This is a genomic window from Paenibacillus medicaginis (genome assembly GCF_042138635.1).
In the GTDB taxonomy this organism is placed as follows: domain Bacteria; phylum Bacillota; class Bacilli; order Paenibacillales; family Paenibacillaceae; genus Paenibacillus; species Paenibacillus medicaginis.
Window position 1 is genome coordinate 102,377 of sequence record NZ_JBHIRY010000008.1, and the last position, 23,517, is coordinate 125,893.

Genomic DNA, 23,517 nt, shown 5'->3' on the forward strand with positions numbered 1-23,517 from the left:
TTAAGCGGCTTTTTTGCGGTCCATCAGGACGGCGATCACAATCACGATGCCTTTGACGACGAGCTGATAGAATGAGGAAACGCCAAGCAGGTTCAGACCGTTGTTCAGCGCGCCGATAATGAGCGCTCCGATCAGGGTGCCGACAATCCGCCCCCGTCCTCCGGACAGGCTGGTGCCACCAAGCACAACGGCCGCAATGGCATCAAGCTCATAAGAGGTCCCTGCAGTCGGCTGAGCGGAATCGAGTCTTGAGGTGAGAATGGCGCCAGCCAGACCGGCGAGCAGACCTGCCAGTGAATACACCATGATCTTGACGCGGTGTACCTTGATTCCTGATATAATGGAAGCCCTCTCATTTCCGCCGATGGCGTAGGTTTTGCGCCCGAAGGAGGTTTTGTGCAGCACGACCCACAGCAGGACAAAGGTGATCGCCATCGTGATGGCGGGCACGGGAATTCCAATGAAGTAACCGCGTCCGAACAACTGGAACATGAGACTGTCGCTGAGTCCCGTGATCGGATTGCCTTCCGTGAAGACCATGGTCAGTCCGCGGAAAATGGTCATCGTGGCTAATGTGGCGATAAAAGGAGCCATTTTTCCTTTGGTGATCATCAGCCCGTTGACGGCTCCAAGGATAGCCCCGATAACGCACCCAGCCACAATGGCCAGTAGGGGATGGAAGCCGGATACAAGCAAACTTGCCATCAGTGCGCTGGATAGCGCAAGCGTGGAGCCCACCGACAGATCGATGCCTCCGGTCAGAATAACAAAGGTCATGCCAAATGCAATTAAAGCGTTAATGGCTACCTGCCGGAGCAGATTCAAAATATTAAGCGGTTCCAAAAATGCGGGATTTAGTGCGGATACAACGATAATCAAAATAAGCAGACCGAGAAGGGGACCTGCCTTTTGCAGCATGGAGCCCACACGGTTTTGGCGGCTGCCGGCTTTAACTTCACCTGTAGAAACCTGCATATTACTGACCTCCCGTGGCATATGTCATGATTTTTTCCTGGGTTGCCTCATGGCCGATGACCTCTCCGGCAATCCGTCCTTCATGCACGACGAGAATCCGGTCGCTCATGCCAATGACCTCCGGCAGCTCGGAGGAAACCATAATAATGGCAACGCCCTTCTCGGTAAGCTCGTTCATGAGCTGATAGATTTCCCGCTTTGCACCTACGTCCACACCCCGGGTAGGCTCGTCGAGAATCAGCACCTTCGGGCCGATGCCCACCCATTTGGCGATAACCACCTTTTGCTGATTGCCCCCCGACAGATTGCGCACCGGTGTCTCGGGGGACTCCGTTTTGATGGTCAGCCGCGAAATCAGCAGATCAACGTATTCCTTTTCCTTGCGCTCATTGATCAGGCTATTGTCCTCAAAGCTGAACAGGCTGGGCAGCACCATATTCTCACGCACTGAAAAGTCGAGCACCAGTCCTTCATCCTTGCGGTCCTCGGTAATAAAACCGATGCCCAGTTTAACCGCTTCATATGGATGCTTAATGGCAACCTTCTTACCGTTCAGACGTATCTCTCCTTCTTCCAGGGGATCAAGGCCGTAAATGGCCCGCATCATTTCCGTGCGCCCGGAGCCCATCAGGCCGGAAATACCCAGAATTTCACCGGCGCGCACAGAGAAACTGACCCGGTGGAAGACTCCGCTTCTGGAAGCGTTCTTGACCTCAAACATAATTTCCCCGGGAGTGGTGTGCCGCTGCGGAAAACGGTCGGTCAGCTCACGGCCCACCATCTTTTTCACAACATCGTCAAAATTAGTACGAGAAACTTCCCGGGTATCGACGGTGATCCCGTCACGCATAATGGTGATCCGGTCGCAAATCTCAAATATCTCTTCCATGCGGTGGGAAATGTATACGATGGAGACGCCGTCTTTTTTTAGCGCGGTGATCACTTCGAACAGCTTGCGGATTTCACGTTCCGTAAGGGCGGCCGTCGGTTCGTCCATAATGATCACCTTGGCGTCAGTCATGAGCGCTTTGGCGATTTCAATCATTTGCTGCTGGCCGACGGAGCACGCTCCGGCAGGCTGGTCAAGTGGAAGAGAAAGAGACAGCCTGCGCATCTGTTCATTTGCTAGCGCTTTCATCTCGCGGTTGTTTAAAAATCCCCAGCCTGTAGTAATCTCTTTCCCCAGGAACAGATTTTCCAGCACGCTCAAGTCGGGCCAAATATTCAGCTCCTGATGAATAAATGCAATGCCGTACTGCTCCGCTGCGGAGGGACTGGAGAAATTCACTTCTTTGCCGTCAATGAAAATGATGCCTTCATCTTTGCTATGCAGGCCTGTAAGAATGTTCATCAGAGTGGATTTGCCCGCCCCGTTTTCGCCCATGAGGGCATGAACCTCTCCCTCAAGGAGCTCAAAGTCCACACCCGACAGCACGCGGTTCGTTCCAAAGGTTTTGTGAATCCCGTTCATCCTGATATTCAAGCAGGTTCCCCCTTATCTGTAATGGTCATTTACAGAAAAACGCGTCAACGCTTCGAATAAAGATCAGATAAGCTGTGAATGGAAATGGGGCGGCTGGATGCCTGGCTGTACCACGGAGCGTACGGCTTGCTGCCAGCCCTCATAGTTGCGGTCTCTCAGGGCTGGGTCCATGGCGGGGCTGTAGGAGTCATACATGGTGAGATTGGAAGCGAGTCGGGACAGATCGGACCAGAAGCCTGTGCCAAGCCCCCCCAGGTAGACCGAACCCATGGCTGACAGTTCGGCACAGGTGGAACGGGTCACAGGCGCTCCCAGGATGTCCGCCTGAAACTGCATCAGCCATGAGTTGGCCGATGCTCCACCGTCCGTGCGCAGACCCCGGAGCGGGATACCGGACTGCTCCTGAATGAATTCGACGGCATCACGCACCTGGTAGACAGTGCTTTCCAAGGCGGCACGGATGATGTGGCCTTTGCCGGTTCTGCGGGTCATGCCCGTAATCGCCGCTCTTGCGTAAGGGTCCCAATAAGGAGCGCCCATGCCGACAAAGGCGGGAACCAGGTAAACACCTTCGTTATCCGGCGTCGCATCGACCAGCTGCTGCATTTCTTCAAAGGTGGAGAACAGCCCCAGATTGTCGCGTGTCCATTTGAGCGAGTCGCCCGTTGAGCGAATGACGGCTTCCAGCGCGTAGGTCACGGTTCCGCCCGCTCCCCAGGCGATGGCCGTAACAAGTCCTTCGCCGCCATCAACCGGCTGCTGTCCCACATTCATCAGTACCGAAGTGCCTGTGCCGTAAGTGGCTTTAGCTGTTCCGGTTTCAAAGCAGAGATGTCCATACAGGGCTCCCTGGGAATCACCGATGACTCCGGAGACAGGCACCTGCTCTTTGAACAGATCCGTATCCTCTGTATATCCGTAAATATCATCCGAGGATTGGACTTGCGGCAGCAGGGAGGCGGGGACGCCGAACAGGCGGGCAAGCTCCTCGTCCCATGAGAGTGTATGGATATTGAAAAGGGAAGTGCGGCTGGCGTTCGTATAATCGGTTGCGTGTGTCTTGCCGCCCGTGAGCTTCCAGACAAGCCAGCTGTCCATGGTGCCTGCCAGCAGCCTTCCTTCGGCAAGCAGATCAGCCGCTCCTTCCGCATGGTCCAGAATCCACCTGAACTTGGCAGCGGAGAAATAAGGGTCGAGCATAAGTCCGGTCTTCGCCCGGATCAGCGGTTCATGCCCTTCCTCCTTCAAGCGGGAGCATGCTGCGGCCGTTCGCTGGCATTGCCATACGATAGCGTTATATACTGGCCGCCCTGTGAAGCGGTCCCAGATCAGCGCCGTTTCGCGCTGGTTCGTAATCGTCAGCGCTGCCAGCGAAGCCGGTTCAACACCGGCCTGCTCAAGAACGGCCTGCGCCGTCTTTTTGACATTGTCATAGATTTCAAGAGGATCATGCTCGACCCAGCCGGGGCGCGGATAATACTGGCGGTGCTCCATGGAGCTGCGGGCCAGAACGGCACCATCATGATTGACAAGCAGAGCTTTCGTACCGGAAGTGCTCTGATCAATTGCCAATATAAACTTCGCATTGTCTTTCATTCCGACCCGCCCTTTACTTGTTAATCAGCTCAAGTGCGATCTGCTTGATATTCTCGCCGGTGATTCCATAATGCTGGAATACCTCGGCTGATTTGCCCGCAATGGCCGGTTCGTCTGGAATACCCAATACCTTCATGGGCACAGGCTGGTTCTGCACGACAACCTCAGCGACGGCTGCACCCAGACCGCCGAATATGCTATGCTCCTCGACGGTAATGATATGTCCGGTTTCACGCGCGGCGGCGATGATCGCAGCCTCATCCAGCGGTTTAATCGTATGCATGTTGAGCACACGGCAGGAGACCCCTTCTGAGGCCAGCGCTTCGGCGGCGTCCAGGGCGACTCGAACCGTCTCTCCGGCAGCAATGATGGTCAGGTCCGTGCCTTCCTTCATGGTGACGGCTTTGCCGATTTCGAACGGATAGTCATCCGATTCGTACACATCTTCCACCGGGTTGCGGCCAATCCGGACATACACACCTCCGTTGTAGTTCACCAGCGCTTCGGTCATTTTCTTGGTCTCATGACGGTCGGCGGGAAGTATAACTGCCAGGCCCGGAATGGCTCTGGCCACGGCGATATCCTGCACGGAATGATGGGACATGCCCAGCGCTCCGTAGCTGACACCACCGCTGATGCCGATCAGCTTCACATTTGTTCCGGAGTAGGCGACATCCACCTTGATCTGCTCAATGCTGCGCATGCTGAGGAAGCAGGCGGGAGAGGTGACAAACGGTTTTTTGCCGCTGTGCGCCAGTCCTGCCGACATGCCTACGATATTCTGCTCGGCAATGCCCACCTCGACGAACTGCTCGGGGAGAGTGCTGGCAAAAGGGGCCATCATGGCAGAGCCGCGCGAATCGCTGGCCAGCACCATAATGTCATGATCGTCTTTGGCCAGTTCAAGCAATGTCTCGCAGATGACCTGCCGGTTCGGAATTTTATTCATGATTTGTGCACCTGCCCTTCTTGACTTAATTGCTCTATAGTTGCGCTTAATTCCGCCAGGGCAAGCTCCAACTGTTCATCATTGGGAACATGGTGATGCCAGGCCGGCACATTTTCAGCGAAGGATACTCCTTTGCCTTTGACGGTGTTGGCTACGATGAGTGTTGGTTTGCCCTCAACTTCAGGTACAGAGCGGAACGTGCTAACCAGCTGTTCCATGTCATTACCGTCAATGGAGATGACGTTCCAGCCAAAGGCAGCCCATTTGTCCTCCAGCGGCTCCAGCCCCATGACATCTTCCGTTGAACCGCTGATTTGCAGCCCGTTGCGGTCGATGATGCCGACGAGATTATCCAGCTTGTAGTGGGCTCCGGCCATGGCGGCTTCCCAGTTGGAGCCTTCCGCCTGCTCGCCGTCACCCATCAGGCAGAATACGCGGTAGGAGCGGCCATCGCGTTTGGCCGCCAGGGCCATGCCTACGGAAATGGGGAGGCCGTGACCGAGCGCGCCGGTATTCATTTCGATGCCGGGAACCTTGTTGTTCGGATGCCCGATCAAACGTGTTCCGAACTGGCTGTACGTTTCAAGCTCCTCTTTGGGGAAGAAGCCCAGGTCGGCGAGAATGCACCACAGCGATTCCACGGAATGGCCTTTACTTGCAATAAAACGGTCGCGGTCGGCCCATTTCGGGTTGGACGGGTCAATATTCATGACTTCATAGTACAGGGCGGTCAAAATATCCGTGTTGCTGAGCGAACCACCGGTATGTCCCGTTTTGGCGCGGTGAATAATGGTCAGCAGATCCATGCGGATCTGGGCGGCTTTGATTTTCAATGCTTGAATATCCATAATGTCCTCCTTGGAGTTTATTTGCCAGCAAGGTCAGAACCACGCAGCCAGCGCTGGATTTCCTGTTCCGTCGGATCGACAGGGTCGGGAGTCAGCCCCGGAATATAACTGCAGGCTTCATAAAGAGCAGGAATAACGTTGGCATGAATGCCTACGGAATGGTGAACGTAAGGTCCTTTGACAAGCTTCTCTTCCCAGAGCGGCCAGTCATTGACTTCAACCCATACGTAAGAGCCACGGGTATACGGGCCTTCGATTCCCTTTGCGCGTCCGAGGAACATGGAGTATTCGCCGTGGTCGCCGTCAAAACGGGCAATCGTCATGCCGCCGCCTTTGATTTGGCCCTCATGCGTTCCCGGTGAATGGTCATCGAACAGGAAATGCTTGCGCAGCTTCGGTTTTTGCTCGACGGAAAGGGAGACGGGAAAGTTCCCGCAATGGAAGAGGAGCTCGCCGTTTTCATTTTCAGGGTGGCGAACCGTAATGTCAGCGAAAAAGGTCGGAGCTTCGTTCATGGCCGCAGCCTGCACCATGATGGAAGTAATGGCACCGTGAATGTCTGTTTCGCAGGTAACAGGGATCTGTTCATCGGTCAGGATCGCATTGGCAAGACAAGGCATGATGGACATGGCGTCCTGCAAGGAGGACCAGCATTGAATGGCGATGGCGGAGCTGCCGGTTTCGCGGGCAAAGGACTTCATGGCTACCTTCAATGCGGCAATTCTTCTCACATCGTCTTCCGTAACCTCGCTGTAATCCAGCTTTTCTTTAATGTAATCGATTGTTTCGAGCAGCTCAGGGCTGTTGTCGGAAGCGATCTTCTTGGATCTGAGCTGAATATCCACAAGTGTGATCGGATGAATCTCGATTCCGAATCTTTCGAGCAGTTCGCCTTCGTTGCACATCATCGTCCAGAAAGAGGCGGGACGGGGGCCAATCTGCAGAATACGCAGGCTTTTAAATTGGCGCACAACGTTGGCCGCTGCCACGAAATTGGTAAAGCCTCTTTCAAATACCGCATCCTCGACCCGGCTGTTCGTCACATAAGTAAAAGGAACATTGAACCGGCGCAGCACCTTGCCTGTCGCGAAAAGTCCGCATTGCGTATCGCGCAGGCGCATGCCGTCCGCAAGCGGAGCCTCGTCGCGCGGCCCCCACAGCAGTACAGGCTTGCCGAGCGCCTTGCCTACACGGGCCACGGTATCCTCTGTGCCAAAGTTGCAGTGCGGGAAAAAGACGGCGTCCACTTCTTCATCTTTAAAGCGTTTAATAATCAAGTCTGCATTGATGTGATCGTCATAGAGCAGCCCCTCCTGATTCAGGCCTTCCAGATCGACGATGTCGATGTCCATGCCAAAGCTTTCAATCTGCTGGCGAATGGCGACCTTGTACTTGAAGGCATCTTCGGCGCTGAACGTAAAACGGCGTGTCGGAGCATAACCCAGTTTCAACTTTTTCATAAATCATGTCTCCTCATGGATGGATAAAGTGGGGTGAATTAACTAAAAATCGAGATTTGTTTAGTTGTATAAACTAAACATTAGACTGTTATATCATTTATGACGCCATCGTAACATCGATATAAAGCGGTGTCAATAATAAGTTTAGTTGATAATTCACGAAATAAACTAAATATAAACTAAATTAAATTTATTAATTTTTATAAACATTGCATTGAAAATAAGCGCGATGTAAACTTCATATATCACATGACAAGGGATGGGAAACTAACTGATTTTCTAAAATAAAGTAATGCAACCAAAATCCAAGGGTTCAGAAGGTGGTCAGCATGAATACCCGTATGATTTCAATTCTGCAGCATTTGCTTGCTGCGGATGCGCCCGTCAAGAGTGAGCATTTGGCTAAATTAATACAGGTTACTTCACGGACCGTCCGCAATGATATCAGGGAGCTGGACGAATTTCTGGCCGGACGGGGAGCAACGATTGAGCCTGTAAGGTCCAGAGGTTACGAATTGAAAATTCATGATGATCGTGCGTTCAAGGAGCTGCTGCAGCAGCTGTTTTCGTACCACGAGCCTGATGATCCGGGCTTGCCGGAATACCGCCAGCTTTATTTGATCAGACGGCTGCTGCTGGCAGGCGGTTATTTGAAGCTTGAAGATTTGGCGGATGAATTGTATGTCAGCAGGTCTACGGTGCAGAACGATTTCCGGGAGGTCAAAAAAACACTACAGCTCTATGAGGTAAGCATCGATGCGCGTCCGAATTATGGCGTCCGTCTGGAAGGAAGCGAGGTACGGCTCCGTTTTTGCATGTCCGAATTTGTTGTGAACCGTTCGGGGGGCGGGACCGCCAGCCGTGAGAGCGGGTTTGCATCCATCGTTACTCCGCAAGAAATGACTGTGATTCAGAGCATTATTTTGGAGCAGACGCAAAAGTTCAATGTGGTGTTATCTGATATCGCTTTCAGCAATTTGGTTACTCATATCGCTATCGCCTGCAGGCGCATCAGGGAAGGAAACCAGTTATGCAGTTTGTCTGATGAATTGGAGCATTTTCGCAAGATGGAGGAATACGAGGCTTCCCGGCGGATCGTCAGCCTTATTGAAAAAGAACTCAAGCTTCTTTTTCCAGAAGCAGAGATTGCTTATATTGCCATGCATCTGGGCGGCACCAGGTGGTTTAACGAAATTTCCGCAGGCGGCAAGGAAGAAACGGATGTGGAGAAGCTTATTGATCGGGAAATATATGAGCTGGGAAAAGAGATTATTGAAGAGATTGAGAGAGAGTTGAATTTGGGCATAAAAGAGGACCAGGAGCTATTCATGGGGATTTGTCTGCATCTGAAGCCCGCTCTCAATCGCATCAGATACAGCATGAGTATCCGCAATCCGCTGCTGGATCAGGTGAAGACCCGTTATCCGCTGGCTTTTCAGGCGGGAGTCATTGCTGCCAAACTCATTGAGAGCAAAATGAACACGAGCATCCCCGAAGCTGAAATGGGGTATTTGGCGATTCACATCGGGGCAGCGATGGAGAGATCCCCCGGCATGCAGCGGCCTAAACGCTGTCTGGTGGTTTGCACCTCCGGTGTAGGAAGCGCACGCCTTCTCTATTACAAGCTGAAAAGCAAATTCGGTTCACAGCTGGAGATTGCCGGTACGACCGAGTATTACAAGCTTAAGCAGCTTTCTCTGGAAAATATCGATTTTCTGGTAAGCACGATCCCGATCAAAGACCCGCTGCCTGTTCCCGTTGTGGTCGTTGAGACACTTCTCGGCGACGGCGATCTGCACAAAATCAGGAATCTGCTGACGGAAGAAGGGGAGGTTACCTTTCGTTATGTTATGGAGGAACTTGTGTTTTTAAGGCAAAACTTCACATCGCGGAAAGAGGTCATTTCTTTTCTTGGCGCCAAAATTCACGATATGGGACTGGTTCAATCGGCTGCGGCATTTGTGGGTTTAGTGCTGGAAAGGGAGCAAGCCGCCCCGACTTCATACGGGAATCTTGTTGCTATCCCACATCCCATTACTCCACAGAGCAGCCGTACCGTATGGGCGATTTGCACGCTGGAGCAACCTATCGACTGGGCCGGTAAGCCGGTGCAATTCGTTTGTCTGCTCAGCATCAGCAGAAACGGCGCCGACTCTCCTACGGAAATGTATGATCAGTTAATCAGGATCGCGGACAGCCCGGATATGATTCGGCAGCTGCTGGACTGCGAAAATTTCAGTGAATTTTCGCGGATGATTGTTAAACACAGGCTTTATTGATTTCCTTGCGAAGACATTTCCGTTCACAGCGGAAAAGGAATGAATATATATCTCGAAAAGTATGCGGTACACTGAATCCGTAAATTGAAACAAACGAGGTGTCGTCATGGATGAGTACCAAGAAATCATTATGGGCCTTATCACTAGCTCTGGCTTCGCGAAAAGCAAAGCCATGGAAGCGATTAACTATGCACAAAAGGGGCAGGCGGAACAAGCAGCGGCGTGTTTGGAGGAAAGCAAAAACGAACTTGTGAAAGCGCATAAATTGCAAACCCGTCTGATTCAACAGGAGGCAGGAGGGACGGAGCATAACGTAACACTGCTGATGGTTCATGCGCAGGATCATTTGATGTCGGCCATTACAATCAAGGACTTGGCGGCACATATGATAGAGCTTTACAACAGAATCAGCCAATACGAACACAAAGACTAACAGACTGTCAATATCGGGGAGGAATCATGATGAAGCGAATTACACTGGTGTGTGCAGCGGGAATGTCTACGAGCATGCTTGTTCAGAAAATGCAGAAGGCTGCTCAAAAAGACAGCATGGATGTGGAAATCAGAGCGATGTCGGAAAGCAATTTTCCCGAATATGCCGACAAAACCGACATTCTGCTGATCGGACCGCAGGTAGGGTATCTGGAAGATGAATTCAGACAAAAGTATAAACCGAAAGGAATCAAGGTCAGCGTGATCAATATTACTGATTATGGCATGATGAACGGTGAAAAGGTGCTGTCCGATGCCTTAAAGCTGTAATTGGGCAGCTTGGCGTCAACCCGTTGTTTATTTTAGAAGGCTGGAATGAAGCACAGTAAATTGAAAGCGTTCTCTAAAAAAGTTTTACCATAACTCTTAATCAGGAGTTGACCATGATGGCTATTTCAAATAACACCACTAAAAATTTGCAGAAGTTTGCGGGGAAAATCCAGAAAAACCGTTATATGAGTGCGATCTCCAACGGTTTGATGTCCACGCTGCCTTTCCTGATCATCGGCGCGTTTTCGACGCTGTTCTCTGCGCTGGCCTGGGAGCCCTATCAAAATTTGATTGCTCCGATTAAAAGCATTATCGGTCTCGGGTCCACGATGACAACCGGCATTATCTCGCTTTATGCCGTCTTTTTCATCGCCTACAGGCTGGCGCAATCGTTTGACAAAGACCCGCTGATTCCGGCCGCAACCGCCCTGCTGTCATTTCTTGTGCTGACGCCTGTCGAAACCTTCGATACGGTCCGGGCGCTTCCGTTTCAATGGCTGGGTGCGCAAGGGCTGTTTGTGGCTATGTTCGTCGGACTTCTGGCGGCAAGAATGTATATCTGGGTGGTTGACCGCAACTGGACCATTAAAATGCCGGATGGCGTGCCTCCAACCGTCGTTAAAACATTTATGGGGCTGATTCCCGCCGTATTGGTTGTTGTCGTGTTTGTGATCATTGCCGGGGTGTTTATGCAGACCCCTTATGTCACGGTGCACCAATTGATTTACAGCTATCTGCAGGTGCCACTGGAAGGATTGGGAGGCTCGCTCGGAGCGTTGATTATCGCGTTGATCGTCATGCAGCTGCTCTGGATGTTCGGCATTCATGGAGCCATCGTGACCCTGGCCATCGTGAAGCCGATCTGGATGAGTCTTGACCTTGCCAATCTGAATGCTTTCGAAGCCGGCAGCCCGCTTCCGAACATTATTGGTCTGGCCTTCTGGTCGATCTTCGCCAACTATGCGCCGATGCTTGCCTTCGCCCTGCTGTTGACTTTCCTGGCCAAGAGCAAGCAGCTTCGCACGATTGGCAAGCTGGGCCTTCCGGGAACGTTTTTCTCGATTCATGAACCCATGATTTTTGGTATCCCGGTTGTTATGAATCCCATTCTGGCTGTTCCGTTTATCCTTGCCCCGGTCGTCTGCTGCATTATCGGTTATTTCGCAACGACCGTCGGACTTCTGCCTGCGCCGATCGGGATTTATCCGCCTTTCGGCACACCGATCTTTGCATTGGGCATCATTGAAGGCAGCTGGCGGCTCGCCTTTGCGCAGCTGCTGCTGATCCCGGTATGTATGCTGATCTATTATCCGTTCTTCAGAGCGCTTGACAGACAGGCGCTTGTCAAAGAGCGCGCAGCGGAGGAAGAAGCCCGCCATGAAGGCCGGACGGATACAGAGGCAAGCATGGTGACTTCGTAAAACCAGTGAACCAGCGGAAAACGGTGGAGCAACCTGCCGTTTTCCTTTTTTGAAAAGAAGGGTGGCTAACAGATGATTAAGCTTGATTTATCAGGTGATAGGCGGCATTTTGTCCATGAGGGAAAACCTTTTTTCTATTTGGCAGATACAGTCTGGAGCGCATTTACGAACATCACGCTTGAAGAGTGGGTCTATTATTTGGATTACCGCAGAAGCCAGGGCTTCAATGTCCTGCAGATCAATTTGCTGCAGCAGTGGGATGCGAGCGGCAGCGATCTCGATATCAAGCCGTTTGCGGTCAACCCGGACGGCAGCTTCGACTTTCATGCCCTGAACGAGGCTTATTTCGCCAGAGCGCAGCAGATGGTGCAAATGGCGGTGGATCGAGGCTTCGTGCCTGCTCTGGTATTGCTTTGGTGCAATTATATTCCCAACACCTGGGCAGGGCAGCTGCGTGAGGAGAAAAAAATGCCACTTGAGGCGGTGGAGCCGTATGTGCGGTATGCTGCCAGCCTATTTTCCAAATTTCATCCGATTTATGTGATCAGCGGTGATACGGATTTTCCATCTGAACGGGCAAAAGAGTATTACCGGACCGCACTCAGCATTGTAAAGGAGATCAGCCCGGAGTGCCTCACTACGCTGCATATCCAGGGTCGGCTGGTTGAACTGCCTGAGGTTTTTGTTAATGATCCGGATTTGGACTTCTATATGTACCAGTCCGGGCATAATTCCGAATTTCAGCATATGTCGTATGAGATGGCACTGGATTTTTATAACAAACCCGTGACCCGACCGGTGCTGAACGCGGAGCCATGCTACGAGATGATGGGGTACAGCCGCAGGGTATATGGAAGGTATACCCGTTATGATGTCCGCAAAGCGGCCTGGCAGAGTCTGCTATCGGGCGCGGCCGCAGGCATTACTTATGGGGCGCACGGAATATGGAGCTGGCATAAGAAAGGGAAGCGCTTCGGGGTAACGGGGGAAGGCTTCGACGCTCCTTATGACTGGGCGACGGCGCTAAAGTTCGAGGGAGCCTGGGATTACGGCTTTGCCAAATGGCTGTTTGAAATATATGATCTGGCCGGTCTGCAGCCATGGGATATCGTTATGAACAATACCCGGGAGATTCGTGCCGCTGCGACCCCGGGATACGAAAAAGCGGCCATATATGTTCCTGTGAACACGGTGTTAAAATTAAATGCAGATCTCACGGATTACGAAATTACTATTTTCGACCTGGAAAACAGACGTATTGCCAAGACCCCGGTATCGACGCAGGATAACATGACGGTCATGGATATGCATCCTTTTGAAGGAGATGTCCTGCTCATTGCAGTCCATAAATAGGCTACTTCATCAAAGGTTTTCAAATCCACAGCTAATTGCTGTATAGTACCACCGCTGGGATATGCGGTGGTTTTTCTCCTGCATTAACATCACATGGCTGCAAAAATGAACTAAACAGCACATTACATTTATACTTTTCAAACCCTGATAGTTTAATGATGAGCACAATATTAAGGAGGTATGGCATGTTTTTTAGTAGAATGAACTAAAAAACACTAAAATAACGATCTAAACATTGCAACTTGACGGCAAACAGTATAAACTTCTCTTAACTGTGGTTAACTTTGTAGGATTGGAGAATTTTCATATGAAAATGGAAGATATAGCTAAGATGGCTAACGTATCCAAGTCAGCCGTCTCTCTTGCCTTTAGCGGAAAACCGGGGATTTCAGCAGACACGCGCGAGCGTATTCTGCAAATTGCCCAGGAAGCGGGGTATATCCCCAAGAGCAGGGCATCAGCCAATGCAGCGGCCAGAAGCGATAAATCATTGCTTTTCCTGGTATGCACGAACTCAGGCATCGTACTTGACAAATATTACCAGCAGCCTTTTTTCAAGGAGCTGATTCAATTTATTGAAGAAAGATGCAGACAAAGAGGTTATGTGCTTATTTTTTCAACGGTGGACATGGAATCCTTCTATAAAGAAATCCAGACCGTTGCTGAAGAAAAGCGCAGCGACGGTGTCATCGTGCTTGGCACTAATTTGACGCGTGAGCAAATCATGTATATTCACGACAGCCTGCCCAATCTGCTGGTGCTGGACACTTGCTACGACACGCTGCCGGTGCAATTCGTCGAAATTAATAATGTGATGGGTGCCTATCAGGCGGGCTCCTATCTTTGCGATATCGGGCATACCTCCATCGGTTACATGGCGTCTGATATCCGTATTCATAATTTTGAGGAGCGCAGACGAGGATTTATGGAGGCCTTGGCGGAACGGGGGATTACCGTTGCGGATGCGGATGTGATTTCTGTATCACCGACGATTCTGACTTCCCAGGAAAGTTTGAAAAAGCAGCTTAGCGCCTATCTTGACAGCGGTCGCCCACTGCCCACTGCCTGGTTCTGCGAATGTGACTATATCGCCATCAGCGCGATGAAAACGATGGCGGAGCTGGGGATTCGGGTGCCGCAGGACACCTCGGTCATCGGTTTCGATAATATATCCGAATCGGTCATTGTGACGCCCGAGCTAACAACGATTCACGTGGAAAAAGAAAGAATGGCCATGCTGGCGGTGGATCAGCTGATTGAATTTATTGAAAACGGTGCGCAGGTCAAAGCCAAATTCTCCGTCGACACACGTTTTGTGGAACGTAATTCCTGCTCTGCTCCTGCTATTGCGATGCAGGCGGCAGACAATAAGTGATTTGTACGAACCGGCAAGTTTAAGACTTCTAAGGCATCTAAGACTTCAAGGGGTGAGGAAATGCGTAAATGGTCCAACATCCGGTTTCAGACCAAGCTCTTTGTCGTGTTCATTCTATTGAGCAGCATTCCGGCGCTGCTGATCGGCACGATGGCCTACCGTAAATCCTCCATGATGCTGCAGGCCAGAAACGAGCAGGATCTGAACGTCATTCTGGCCCAGCTCAATACATCGATTGAACGCCAGGTCAGGGATTTTGACCGGTTTACGATGATCCCGTATTATCTGCCGGACATTTTCAGCTTTTTAAATAAGCCTTATTTGGCCAAGGAGCAGTGGGGAACGGCGGAAATCCAGGCGCAGAGAACGATGGCCCGTCTTATGGGCGCCTATCCTTCCATAAACTCCTCGATCAAGGGGCTAATGATCTATGGTATGAACGGAACCGTTAACGGCTACCGAATCAGCGGGAATACGGTCATTAATCCCAGGGAAAAGGTGACGGATGAGGATTGGTACCGTCAAACGCTTGCAGACCGGGGCGGTTTTGCCATTACGGGTGTGCGGGAGATCAGGCAGTTTAAAGACGGGACCTTCCCTGCCCTGATCGGCTCACGGCTGCTGATGGACGAGAACTATCAACCGCTGGCTGTCATGGCCATCTTCATCAGTCCCGATTTTATCCCCAAATTTGTAGAGACGCTGGAGCTTCCAACCGTTAAGGTGACGGTCCTTGATCAGAACCGGAATATGATTTATGCATCCGATCCCGCCCTTGCGGCCAGACTGCTGTCCATCGGTGCGGGAGAGCAGCAGGGCAGCTGGGAGGTGCCTGCGTCTGCTGCTCAGGGGCAGGAGGGCTACAGCGGCGTTTTTCTTGAAAGCGGTTACTTGAAGTGGAAGGTGTACCTGGGAGTCAATCGTGAGGAGTTGCTGGCTGGCAGCCGTTCCATCAGCTATTTTACTTTCCTGGTGGCGGCGGTGGCGGTGATTTGTTCAGCCGCTATTTCCTGGTTGCTGGCCAGAAAGCTGTCAAGGCCAATCAACCGCTTGATCCGCTCCATGCGTCAGGTTGAGCAGGGCAATTTCAAAGCTCCCGCCCCCGTTGGCGAAGACAACGAAATGCGGCGCCTGGAAAGCAGCTATCACAGGATGGTCAGCCGTCTCGACAAGCTGGTGCAGTCCATTGAGGAGAAGGAACGCCAGAAGCGCAACGCCGAGCTCTACGCATTGCGGGCACGCATTCAGCCCCATTTTCTATATAACACGCTGAATTCCATTCGCATGCTCGCCATACTTCAGCAATCGCCTCATATTGCCAAGCTACTGCAAGCGTTAGCCAGACTGCTGCAGGCGAATATGAAGCTGGACAGCGAACTGGTGACGCTGGATGAGGAGATTCGGCTGCTTAAGGATTATGCCGCATTGATGGATTTGAGATACACCAGTGTTTTTACGGTGGATTGGAATATTCCGCAGGAATGTTTACATGTGCCCATTCCACCCATGCTGCTGCAGCCGCTGCTGGAAAACGCGATCTTTCACGGAGCCAAAGGGCTGGACCGAACCTTGCACATTTCCGTTGTGGCAAAACCGTACCTAGAGAGCGGAATGCTGTGCATTGAAATAACGGATGATGGCACAGGCTTTGCCGGCAAAGAGCTTCCGCTGCGGGAAGAGAACGGGGAGCAGAGGGACAGAGCTGGAGAGGGGAGCGGTGGCCATATCGGATTGCGCAATGTGCACGAACGGATTCTGCTCAGGTTTGGCGAGCCGTATGGACTGTCGTTAGAGCGGAGTGAGGGTCTCACGAAAGCTATTGTTAACATACCGCTGAAATCGGCAGCATCAGAGACAAGGGGGGACGGAGATGTGGAATCTGTTGGTCGTTGATGATGAGTCCATTGTGAGAATGGGACTGCGTTATATGCTGGATTGGGAAAGTCTCGGGATCTGCTGGAAGGCCGAGGCGGCTGACGGGGAAGAAGCACTGCGGATTGTGGAGCAAGAGAGCATTCACTGTGTCATGACCGACATCCGCATGCCTGGTATGGACGGGATTGAGCTGGCGCAAAAAATCAGGCACAGGAAGCCGGAAATCCAAATTATTTTTCTGAGCAGCTATGATACTTTTTCTTATGTAAGGGAGGCCCTCCGGCTGGGAGCAGCCGATTATCTGCATAAACCTACCATGGATGAAGACGAAATTGCAGGCACAATGCAAAAGGTCATCTCCCGCCTTAAATTGACCCCACATGAGCCCTCGCAGCGTACGGAAGAAGAAAAAAACGGGCTCTGCCTATCGCTACTGGATCCTTTTACGTTTCCGGCGGAGCCTTTGCAGCTTTTGCCCGAGCTGGCGGACGAATCCTATAAGGCAGGTTATGAACTGGCGATTATTCGCAAAAGATGTGACGCGGTACAGGAGAATGAAGATGCGGAGCAGCTGCGCTTTCTTTCCATTTTGCACCTCGTGGGCAAGCTGACGGCCAAGGACTGGGGAGGTTTGGTCTTTCACAGAAACTTTCGTGAAATCATTTGGATTGCGCCTGTCCGCACCCATACCGGGAATGGCGATATGTCAAGTTATCTGAAGCGCTTGCGGCAAAAGGTGCTTGAGCTGTTGAACGTCAGGCTGATCTTTGCTTGTGGTCCTTCAACCTCCAGGGATATTACCAGCCTGCCTGACGCCTATATGTCCGCGCTTTTGCGTTTTCCCCGCAACGAACAGAGCGACAGCTTTATTGTGCGCAGAGCCAAGGAATATGTGGACCGGCATTTGCTGGAGGATATTACACTGGCCAAGGTCGGGGAATCTATCCACGTGAGCCCGGGGTACTTGAGCAGAATTTTTCTTAAGGAAATCGGTGAAAATTTCAGCGATTACATCATACGCAATAAAATGGAAATCGCCCAAAAAAAGCTGCGCGAAACCAGCCACAAGGTGTACGAGATTGCGGCTGACCTCGGGTACAGCAACCCCTATTACTTCAGCAAGCTGTTTAAGGACCGTACGGGACTCACTCCTCTTGAATACCGCAATCAATGATCAAAGCCGGCATACATTAGCGGGCTCAAGTAAAAAAAACGTATGATTTTGCAAAAATGATCTATTGCCGGGACCGGAAGCGTCTGCTGCATCTGCATTCGCGTCAAAATCGCATATGAAAAAGCCGATTCGCCCGCTACTTTCCCCAAGCCTTAATCATTAGAATAATGGTGCAGGAGCTTGAATGCACAGTAGCGAAAGGGGCGAATCAAGAATGACGCAGGAACTAGAGAAAGCGCCGGAGATTGAACGTTGGGGAAGATTTGAATTGTCCCTCCCCGGCCCGCAGGATGGTAATCCTTTTACAGATGTGTCGTTTGCAGCACGCTTCTGTCAGGGACACCGGATTGTTGAGGCAGACGGATTTTATGACGGGGAAGGCTGTTACCGTGTTCGTTTTATGCCGGATACCTTGGGGAAATGGTCTTATGAGACGGTCAGTAATGTTCCTGAGTTAAATCTGGTACAGGGTATGTTCACATGTGTTGAGCCTTCCCCAGAAAATCACGGACCCGTTGGCGTGGATCGTGAAGTCCATTTCGCTTATGCCGACGGCAAAGCCTTCTTTCCCTTCGGAACGACGAGTTATGTATGGAACCACCAGGATGAAGAGCTGCAGGAGCTTACCCTGCGCAGCCTGGCGGAAGCGGGTGCTTTTAATAAAATACGGATGTGTGTTTTTCCGAAGCACTATGACTACAATCTGAACGAACCGGCATTGTACCCGTTTGCGGGCTCTCTGGAAGAAGGGTGGGATTTCACGGCATTCGATCCTGCCTATTGGCAGCACCTTGAACGCCGGATCGAGGATCTGCAGCAGCTTGGCATCGAGGCCGACCTCATCCTTTTTCATCCTTATGACCGGTGGGGATTTGCGGGGATGAATCCTGAGACGGACGATTTTTATCTGCGTTATGCTATTGCCCGTCTCTCGTCGTTTCGCAATATCTGGTGGTCGCTGGCCAATGAGTTCGATCTGATGAAGGCCAAAACGATGCGGGACTGGGACCGGTTCTTCAAAATCATTCAGGAGCGTGATCCATACGGCCACCTGCGCTCTATTCATAACTGGCACCATCCAGGTATCCATTACCGCAGCAACCTGCATTGGTATGACCATGGCAAACCCTGGGTTACCCATGCGAGCATCCAGCATCATGATCTTCATTTTGTCGGGGAATGGCAGGAGACCTACCGAAAACCCATTGTTGTGGATGAATGCCGCTATGAAGGAAATCTGAACCACGGATGGGGCAACATCACGGCGGAACGGATGGTGGAATGCTTCTGGCAAGGCATGCTGAATGGTGGTTATGTCACACATGGGGAAACTTTTCTGCATGAAGACAATATCATCTGGTGGTCACACGGAGGAACCCTGCACGGGGAGAGCCCGTCCAGAATTCAGTTCCTTCGCCAAATCATCGAAGCCGGGCCGCAGCTCGATCGTCTGAAGACGGATTTTCACTGGGATATAGCTGCGGGCGGAGTGGATGGCGAATATTACCTCGCCTATTTCGGCTCAAGCCGTCCGGGATTCCGCATGCTGCCGCTGCCGGAGGGCATCACGTTTACCATTGAACTGATCGATACATGGAACATGACGATGACTGCGCTGCCGGGGACCTATGAAGGAAATTGCCGCGTGGACTTGCCGGGCAAGCCTTATCAGGCACTGCGCATTCAAGCTATCAACCAACAAACGTAGGGGGACATATATGATGAAAAAGTGGGTTGTTTTGCTGGCTAGTGTTCTGCTTGTGGTTACAGGTGCGGTGGGATGTTCTTCGGATGCAGGGCAGAAAAGTCAGGAGGACTCATCCTCCGGCAGCGCCACGGTCAGCATTTCCTTTTGGACGCTGAATACGGGATGGGCATGGCTGCAGTCGGCGGTTGAAGATTTTGAAAAAGCTAACCCGGATATTGATGTGGAGCTTACCCAGTATGAGGTTGACCCGTTCAAGGAAAACCTCAAGGTAGCTGCAAGCTCAAAGACGCTGCCGGATATGTGGTTTACATGGGGCGGCACGCTGGGCTCCTTTTACCCGGAAAATGGTATGACCATGGATTTGACTCAGGTGGCGAAGGACCATAAATGGTCGGAAAGATACAATCAAACCGCGATTGATATGTCTACTTATGACGGTGAAATTTCCGGTATTCCGCTGCACTTGAATGTACTAGGCATGTGGTACCCGAAGGAGTTGTATCAAAAGCTGAATTTGCAAGCGCCTTCAACATTTGCCGAATTTGAGTCCCAGCTGCAAACGCTCAAGGACAACGGGGTCACCCCTCTGGCCTTCGGCAGTAAAGGTGGCTGGCATACGATGCGTCTGACCGAGCAGCTGCTGGAGCATTTTGCCGGCCCGGAGCTGCATGACAAGCTGAACAATCTGGAGGCATCATGGAACGATCCGGCAGTCGTTAAAACGTTTGAAAAAATTAAAGAATATACGGACAAAGGTTACTTCCCGAGGGGTTATTCCTCATTAGATCCAAGCGAAGCAGAAATGCTGTTTTACCAGCAATCGGGGGCAATCATTAACGAAGGAACCTGGTTTGACGGCAACATTACCGAAAATGGCTTTGATCCGGCACAATTTGATGTCTTCAAATTCCCGACAGAACAAACGCCGGCACGCGCATCCGTATTTGTTGAAATGCTGCAGCTCAACGGCTCGTCCGACCCTGCGAAGCAGGAAGCGGCTCTCAAGCTTGGCGAGTATTTAACCAGCGTTGAAGTAGTCAATAAATTTATCGATGATTATGGTTCACCAGCTACGCTGGGCTTCACCGTCTCCGACAAGACACCACATGTTCAGCCGCTGATTGACAGCGCAAAGGATGGCGGCTTCCTGATCACTGACCAGGCTCTTCCGCAGGAGGTTGTGCAGAAGCTGTTCGAAGCACAGGATAAAGTGGCGCTGAACGAGTGGACCCCGCAGCAGGCTGCTGAAAATATGGAGAACGCCGTATCTGCGTACAAAAGCAAACAGAAATGAGGAGGATGGCATGACAACCAGAATGCTTAAACCGTGGCTGTTCCTGCTGCCTGCTTTAATCATTTACTTAACGGTTATTTTTGTGCCGGCGGTGTACACCTTATTTCTCAGTTTCTTCAGCTGGAATGGAGTTGCGCCCCAGAAGGAGTTTGTAGGCTTAGGCAACTATGCGGAATTGTTCACGCAGGATACTGTATTCCTGAGAGCGCTGAAAAACAATCTGTTCTGGATGATCGGCTCGCTGACACTGATCATGGGAGCAGGTCTGGGGCTTGCGCTGCTGTTGAATAAAAAGCTGAAGGGACGGATCTTTTTCCGCGGTGTATTCTACTTCCCCTATGTATTGTCAGGCATTGTTGTGGCCACCGGCTGGACCTGGCTTTACAACCCGACACAGGGATTTGTGAATAAAATGCTGGCATTGCTCGGACTCGAAAGCTGGCAGCACGCTTGGCTGGCAGAGCCGGATATCGCGCTGTATGCGGTATTCGTTGCGGCCATGTGGCAGGGCATCGGACAGCCCATGGTGCTTTTTCTGGCAGGGCTGCAAAGCATCCCGCAGGATCCGTATGAAGCGGCTTTAATCGACGGAGCGAAACCGTATCAGTCATTTCTGTATATCACACTGCCGCTGCTGCGTGAAACGTTTGTCATTGTGATCGCCACAACGCTGATTGCTTCCATGAAAGTGTACGACATTATTTACGGCATGACGGGCGGCGGCCCAGCCGAAAGTACTCAGGTGCTCTCGTCATGGATGTATGCCCAGACCTTCAAGTTTGCCAATATCGGGATGGGCTCGGCCATTGCCTTCATTCTAGTATTGGTTTCCATGACCATCATCATTCCTTATGTGTATTACACAACCAAGAAATCCCATGTATAACGTGCAGAAAGAGAGTGGTGCAGCATGGAGGAGTTGAGAGTTCATCCGGCCGTAACGATGCTGCGGTATGTATTGCTGATCGTTTTGGCGGTCATATTTTTGATCCCGGTTCTGTTTATCGCCTTCACTGCGCTGAAATCGAGAGCGGATCTGATGACAAGCCCGTTCTACGCGCTGCCAGAGAAATTTCAGTGGGATAACTTTCTGAAAGCATGGGACCAGGGCAAAATGAGCATGTATATGAAAAATACGCTGTTCATCTGTCTCGTCAAGGTACCTTTGGGCATTCTGATCGAAGCGCTCGCAGCGTTTGCCCTGACCCGGCTGAATTTTAAATGGAGCAATTCGATGTTCGCCTTTTTCCTGATCGGCATGATGATCCCGATGCAGGCCACACTGGTGCCTTTGAATATATTTCTGAACAAAATGCATCTTGTCAGCACGTATCCCGGGATTTTTCTCGTGTATGTCGGATTTGGCATTCCGTTCGGCATTCTGATCCTGCGCGGCTTCTTCCGCACCATTCCGAAGGAGCTCGACGAATCCGCCTTGATTGACGGCTGCGGGGATATGGGGAAATTTTTCAGGATTATATTACCTTTGTCCATGCCCGCCATCGCCACGCTCATCATTTTTGACTTTATGGCGACCTGGAACGAGTTTTTGCTGGCACAGATTTTTATCACCAAGGATACGATGAAGACCATTACAACGGGGCTGCTTGCCTTTAAAGGCGAGCATTCAACCGATTACACGCTGCTGAACGCCGGTGTGCTGATCTCCATTATTCCTACATTGTGTGTCTATCTGCTGTTCCAGAAATACTTTGTTTCCGGGCTGGCAGGCTCGGTTAAGGGTTGATTTCTTTCGCATGTTTTGAGGTGCTCCGTGCGCACTTCTACTTAGAAATAACACTCAGAAATCGCCGAACTTTACGATTTCTGAGTGTACTTTACGTTTGCGCGTACCATGTGCGGAGTCGGACCGGAAAGCTCTTATTTCTGTAGAACTCGGCTTTTTTCGCTTGCTTGCGGACACGGATGACGTTATCGGAGCATTTTCTCGCCCAATGCCCCGAATTTTGACCAATTAGGTCCGGGGGGTCCGGCAGCTTGATAAAAAGCGGCTTTTTTTCACAATAGGAAAGATTGAGTGTATTGGTGGAAACCGACAACTTCTGCTCACACACTTAGGGCATAGTCTCTGTTGACTCCTAGTCTTTATTCTCAAAAATCTGATCCTTCGGGTAGCTGGCATTCAAATGCTTCCAACTGGCCGCTACGATAAACAGCAGACCGATGACGATTAGTGTGTAAGGCCAAATCGACCAGCCGGTATGCAGTTCAATGAAGTCATAGCTGCTTCTGGTGGCAATGGCGAGCATGCCGATCAGCAGATACTTAATACAGAGCAGCAGCACACCCGAAAAGGCAACGAGACAGCCAAATACGAACTTTTTCATGATCAAATAACTCCTTATTGTCCATTGATGGTTTCTGTCAGAGCCCTTGTTATTAGCATTCCTTCCATCATACCGTATTTTTCCTGATCGCTCACCTGCCACCGACGGATAGCAGCAAACCGAAACAGCCAGCAGTAAACCGATACAGCCAGCAGTAAACCGATACAGCCAGCAGTAAACCGATACAGCCGACAACCTATCGTTACAACAGCAGCTAACCAGTATAGCCAGCAGCCAACAGGTATAGAAATCCGGTATATATATTTTCGTTATGGGAACACTAGTTCCTATAACGATACAACAAATAAAGGAGGCAGAAGTGAATGAACTGGAATATCGAAGCTGTGGCTGCGTTTTTTACGGATGTTGGTTTTCCTGCTGCTTTATGCCTGATCCTGTTGAGATATGTACTGCTGGGTATTGGGAGTCGATTGGACCGGCTGGATGCTTCGGTCAAGCAGTTAACGCGGGTCCTGAAGCACGTGGAGCAGGAACAGAAACAAGGGAAGAGTAGCAGAACACGGACTCGAAGAATGTAAGGAAAAATACAGCAGGAATTATCATTGCCCCCGCATCCGGGTAAAGGTATGATAGGGTTAGGTCCTATGCTGTCTGTA

Annotated in this window: 20 protein-coding genes; 13 read left to right on the forward strand and 7 right to left on the reverse strand. The window is 51.1% G+C overall.

Annotated elements, in window-relative coordinates:
- The 6 genes from rbsC to ACE5LO_RS10760 all read right to left on the reverse strand — a co-directional run bounded on the left by rbsC (nt 1) and on the right by ACE5LO_RS10760 (nt 7,311).
- The gene (rbsC, locus tag ACE5LO_RS10735; RefSeq protein WP_375520105.1) at nt 1–918 is read right to left on the reverse strand and encodes a ribose ABC transporter permease RbsC; all 918 of its coding nucleotides are present in this window, start codon (nt 916–918) and stop codon (nt 1–3) included.
- A gap of 58 nt (nt 919–976) precedes the next feature.
- Nucleotides 977–2,458, reverse strand: coding sequence for a sugar ABC transporter ATP-binding protein (locus ACE5LO_RS10740; protein WP_375520017.1), 1,482 nt, complete (start codon nt 2,456–2,458; stop codon nt 977–979).
- A gap of 63 nt (nt 2,459–2,521) precedes the next feature.
- Nucleotides 2,522–4,054: a glycerol kinase GlpK gene (glpK, locus tag ACE5LO_RS10745; RefSeq protein ID WP_375520018.1), complete on the reverse strand. Its 1,533-nt coding sequence runs from the start codon at nt 4,052–4,054 to the stop codon at nt 2,522–2,524.
- 13 nt (nt 4,055–4,067) lie between these two features.
- Nucleotides 4,068–5,003, reverse strand: coding sequence for a transketolase family protein (locus tag ACE5LO_RS10750; RefSeq protein ID WP_375520019.1), 936 nt, complete (start codon nt 5,001–5,003; stop codon nt 4,068–4,070).
- Complete coding sequence (locus ACE5LO_RS10755) at nt 5,000–5,851, reverse strand: transketolase (protein ID WP_375520020.1); 852 nt, start codon at nt 5,849–5,851, stop codon at nt 5,000–5,002. The genes ACE5LO_RS10750 and ACE5LO_RS10755 overlap by 4 nt, the downstream gene beginning before the upstream one ends.
- Before the next feature lie 17 nt (nt 5,852–5,868).
- The gene (locus ACE5LO_RS10760) at nt 5,869–7,311 is read right to left on the reverse strand and encodes an L-fucose/L-arabinose isomerase family protein (RefSeq protein ID WP_375520021.1); all 1,443 of its coding nucleotides are present in this window, start codon (nt 7,309–7,311) and stop codon (nt 5,869–5,871) included.
- Between the two features lie 329 nt (nt 7,312–7,640).
- Between ACE5LO_RS10760 and ACE5LO_RS10765 the strand changes: the two genes are divergently transcribed.
- From ACE5LO_RS10765 to ACE5LO_RS10820, 12 genes are all read left to right on the forward strand, one after another.
- Entirely contained in the window at nt 7,641–9,590 is a 1,950-nt protein-coding gene (locus ACE5LO_RS10765; RefSeq protein WP_375520022.1) for a BglG family transcription antiterminator, read from the forward strand.
- Nucleotides 9,591–9,696: 106 nt separating this feature from the next.
- Nucleotides 9,697–10,023 carry a PTS sugar transporter subunit IIA gene (locus tag ACE5LO_RS10770; RefSeq protein ID WP_375520023.1) on the forward strand — a complete coding sequence of 109 codons (327 nt, stop codon included), beginning with the start codon at nt 9,697–9,699 and terminating at the stop codon, nt 10,021–10,023.
- A 29-nt stretch (nt 10,024–10,052) separates the two neighbouring features.
- Entirely contained in the window at nt 10,053–10,352 is a 300-nt protein-coding gene (locus ACE5LO_RS10775; protein ID WP_375520024.1) for a PTS sugar transporter subunit IIB, read from the forward strand.
- Between the two features lie 116 nt (nt 10,353–10,468).
- Complete coding sequence (locus ACE5LO_RS10780) at nt 10,469–11,773, forward strand: PTS sugar transporter subunit IIC (RefSeq protein ID WP_375520106.1); 1,305 nt, start codon at nt 10,469–10,471, stop codon at nt 11,771–11,773.
- 72 nt (nt 11,774–11,845) lie between these two features.
- Nucleotides 11,846–13,126, forward strand: coding sequence for a glycoside hydrolase family 140 protein (locus ACE5LO_RS10785; protein ID WP_375520025.1), 1,281 nt, complete (start codon nt 11,846–11,848; stop codon nt 13,124–13,126).
- Nucleotides 13,127–13,433: 307 nt separating this feature from the next.
- Complete coding sequence (locus ACE5LO_RS10790; protein ID WP_375520026.1) at nt 13,434–14,501, forward strand: LacI family DNA-binding transcriptional regulator; 1,068 nt, start codon at nt 13,434–13,436, stop codon at nt 14,499–14,501.
- Nucleotides 14,502–14,561: 60 nt separating this feature from the next.
- Nucleotides 14,562–16,394, forward strand: a complete 1,833-nt coding sequence (locus ACE5LO_RS10795) for a cache domain-containing sensor histidine kinase (protein ID WP_375520027.1) — start codon at nt 14,562–14,564, stop codon at nt 16,392–16,394.
- Complete coding sequence (locus tag ACE5LO_RS10800) at nt 16,372–17,550, forward strand: response regulator transcription factor (RefSeq protein WP_375520028.1); 1,179 nt, start codon at nt 16,372–16,374, stop codon at nt 17,548–17,550. Before ACE5LO_RS10795 ends, ACE5LO_RS10800 begins: the two co-directional genes overlap by 23 nt.
- A 214-nt stretch (nt 17,551–17,764) precedes the next feature.
- Nucleotides 17,765–19,258: a DUF5605 domain-containing protein gene (locus tag ACE5LO_RS10805; protein WP_375520029.1), complete on the forward strand. Its 1,494-nt coding sequence runs from the start codon at nt 17,765–17,767 to the stop codon at nt 19,256–19,258.
- A gap of 13 nt (nt 19,259–19,271) precedes the next feature.
- Complete coding sequence (locus ACE5LO_RS10810; RefSeq protein ID WP_375520107.1) at nt 19,272–20,552, forward strand: ABC transporter substrate-binding protein; 1,281 nt, start codon at nt 19,272–19,274, stop codon at nt 20,550–20,552.
- A 10-nt stretch (nt 20,553–20,562) separates the two neighbouring features.
- Nucleotides 20,563–21,438: a carbohydrate ABC transporter permease gene (locus ACE5LO_RS10815; RefSeq protein WP_375520030.1), complete on the forward strand. Its 876-nt coding sequence runs from the start codon at nt 20,563–20,565 to the stop codon at nt 21,436–21,438.
- A gap of 24 nt (nt 21,439–21,462) precedes the next feature.
- Nucleotides 21,463–22,299, forward strand: coding sequence for a carbohydrate ABC transporter permease (locus tag ACE5LO_RS10820; protein WP_375520031.1), 837 nt, complete (start codon nt 21,463–21,465; stop codon nt 22,297–22,299).
- A gap of 352 nt (nt 22,300–22,651) precedes the next feature.
- On the opposite strand, the gene ACE5LO_RS10825 is transcribed toward ACE5LO_RS10820, so the two are convergent.
- Nucleotides 22,652–22,900 carry a hypothetical protein gene (locus tag ACE5LO_RS10825; protein WP_375520032.1) on the reverse strand — a complete coding sequence of 83 codons (249 nt, stop codon included), beginning with the start codon at nt 22,898–22,900 and terminating at the stop codon, nt 22,652–22,654.
- A 323-nt stretch (nt 22,901–23,223) separates the two neighbouring features.
- Here ACE5LO_RS10825 and ACE5LO_RS10830 point away from each other — a divergent pair, with 323 nt between their 5' ends.
- Nucleotides 23,224–23,439 carry a hypothetical protein gene (locus ACE5LO_RS10830; protein WP_375520033.1) on the forward strand — a complete coding sequence of 72 codons (216 nt, stop codon included), beginning with the start codon at nt 23,224–23,226 and terminating at the stop codon, nt 23,437–23,439.
- Nucleotides 23,440–23,517 lie beyond the last annotated feature (78 nt).

Bases quoted from the DNA above. Each gene is read 5' to 3' on its own strand.
- ACE5LO_RS10775 (WP_375520024.1), top strand. From the start codon at position 10,053: ATGAAGCGAATTACACTGGTGTGTGCAGCGGGAATGTCTACGAGCATG.
- ACE5LO_RS10825 (WP_375520032.1), bottom strand. From the start codon at position 22,900: ATGAAAAAGTTCGTATTTGGCTGTCTCGTTGCCTTTTCGGGTGTGCTG.
- ACE5LO_RS10795 (WP_375520027.1), top strand. From the start codon at position 14,562: ATGCGTAAATGGTCCAACATCCGGTTTCAGACCAAGCTCTTTGTCGTG.
- ACE5LO_RS10760 (WP_375520021.1), bottom strand. From the start codon at position 7,311: ATGAAAAAGTTGAAACTGGGTTATGCTCCGACACGCCGTTTTACGTTC.
- rbsC (WP_375520105.1), bottom strand. From the start codon at position 918: ATGCTGCAAAAGGCAGGTCCCCTTCTCGGTCTGCTTATTTTGATTATC.
- ACE5LO_RS10830 (WP_375520033.1), top strand. From the start codon at position 23,224: ATGAACTGGAATATCGAAGCTGTGGCTGCGTTTTTTACGGATGTTGGT.
- ACE5LO_RS10755 (WP_375520020.1), bottom strand. From the start codon at position 5,851: ATGGATATTCAAGCATTGAAAATCAAAGCCGCCCAGATCCGCATGGAT.
- ACE5LO_RS10770 (WP_375520023.1), top strand. From the start codon at position 9,697: ATGGATGAGTACCAAGAAATCATTATGGGCCTTATCACTAGCTCTGGC.
- ACE5LO_RS10790 (WP_375520026.1), top strand. From the start codon at position 13,434: ATGAAAATGGAAGATATAGCTAAGATGGCTAACGTATCCAAGTCAGCC.
- ACE5LO_RS10810 (WP_375520107.1), top strand. From the start codon at position 19,272: ATGAAAAAGTGGGTTGTTTTGCTGGCTAGTGTTCTGCTTGTGGTTACA.
- ACE5LO_RS10765 (WP_375520022.1), top strand. From the start codon at position 7,641: ATGAATACCCGTATGATTTCAATTCTGCAGCATTTGCTTGCTGCGGAT.
- glpK (WP_375520018.1), bottom strand. From the start codon at position 4,054: ATGAAAGACAATGCGAAGTTTATATTGGCAATTGATCAGAGCACTTCC.
- ACE5LO_RS10780 (WP_375520106.1), top strand. From the start codon at position 10,469: ATGGCTATTTCAAATAACACCACTAAAAATTTGCAGAAGTTTGCGGGG.
- ACE5LO_RS10805 (WP_375520029.1), top strand. From the start codon at position 17,765: ATGACGCAGGAACTAGAGAAAGCGCCGGAGATTGAACGTTGGGGAAGA.
- ACE5LO_RS10820 (WP_375520031.1), top strand. From the start codon at position 21,463: ATGGAGGAGTTGAGAGTTCATCCGGCCGTAACGATGCTGCGGTATGTA.
- ACE5LO_RS10750 (WP_375520019.1), bottom strand. From the start codon at position 5,003: ATGAATAAAATTCCGAACCGGCAGGTCATCTGCGAGACATTGCTTGAA.
- ACE5LO_RS10785 (WP_375520025.1), top strand. From the start codon at position 11,846: ATGATTAAGCTTGATTTATCAGGTGATAGGCGGCATTTTGTCCATGAG.
- ACE5LO_RS10800 (WP_375520028.1), top strand. From the start codon at position 16,372: ATGTGGAATCTGTTGGTCGTTGATGATGAGTCCATTGTGAGAATGGGA.
- ACE5LO_RS10815 (WP_375520030.1), top strand. From the start codon at position 20,563: ATGACAACCAGAATGCTTAAACCGTGGCTGTTCCTGCTGCCTGCTTTA.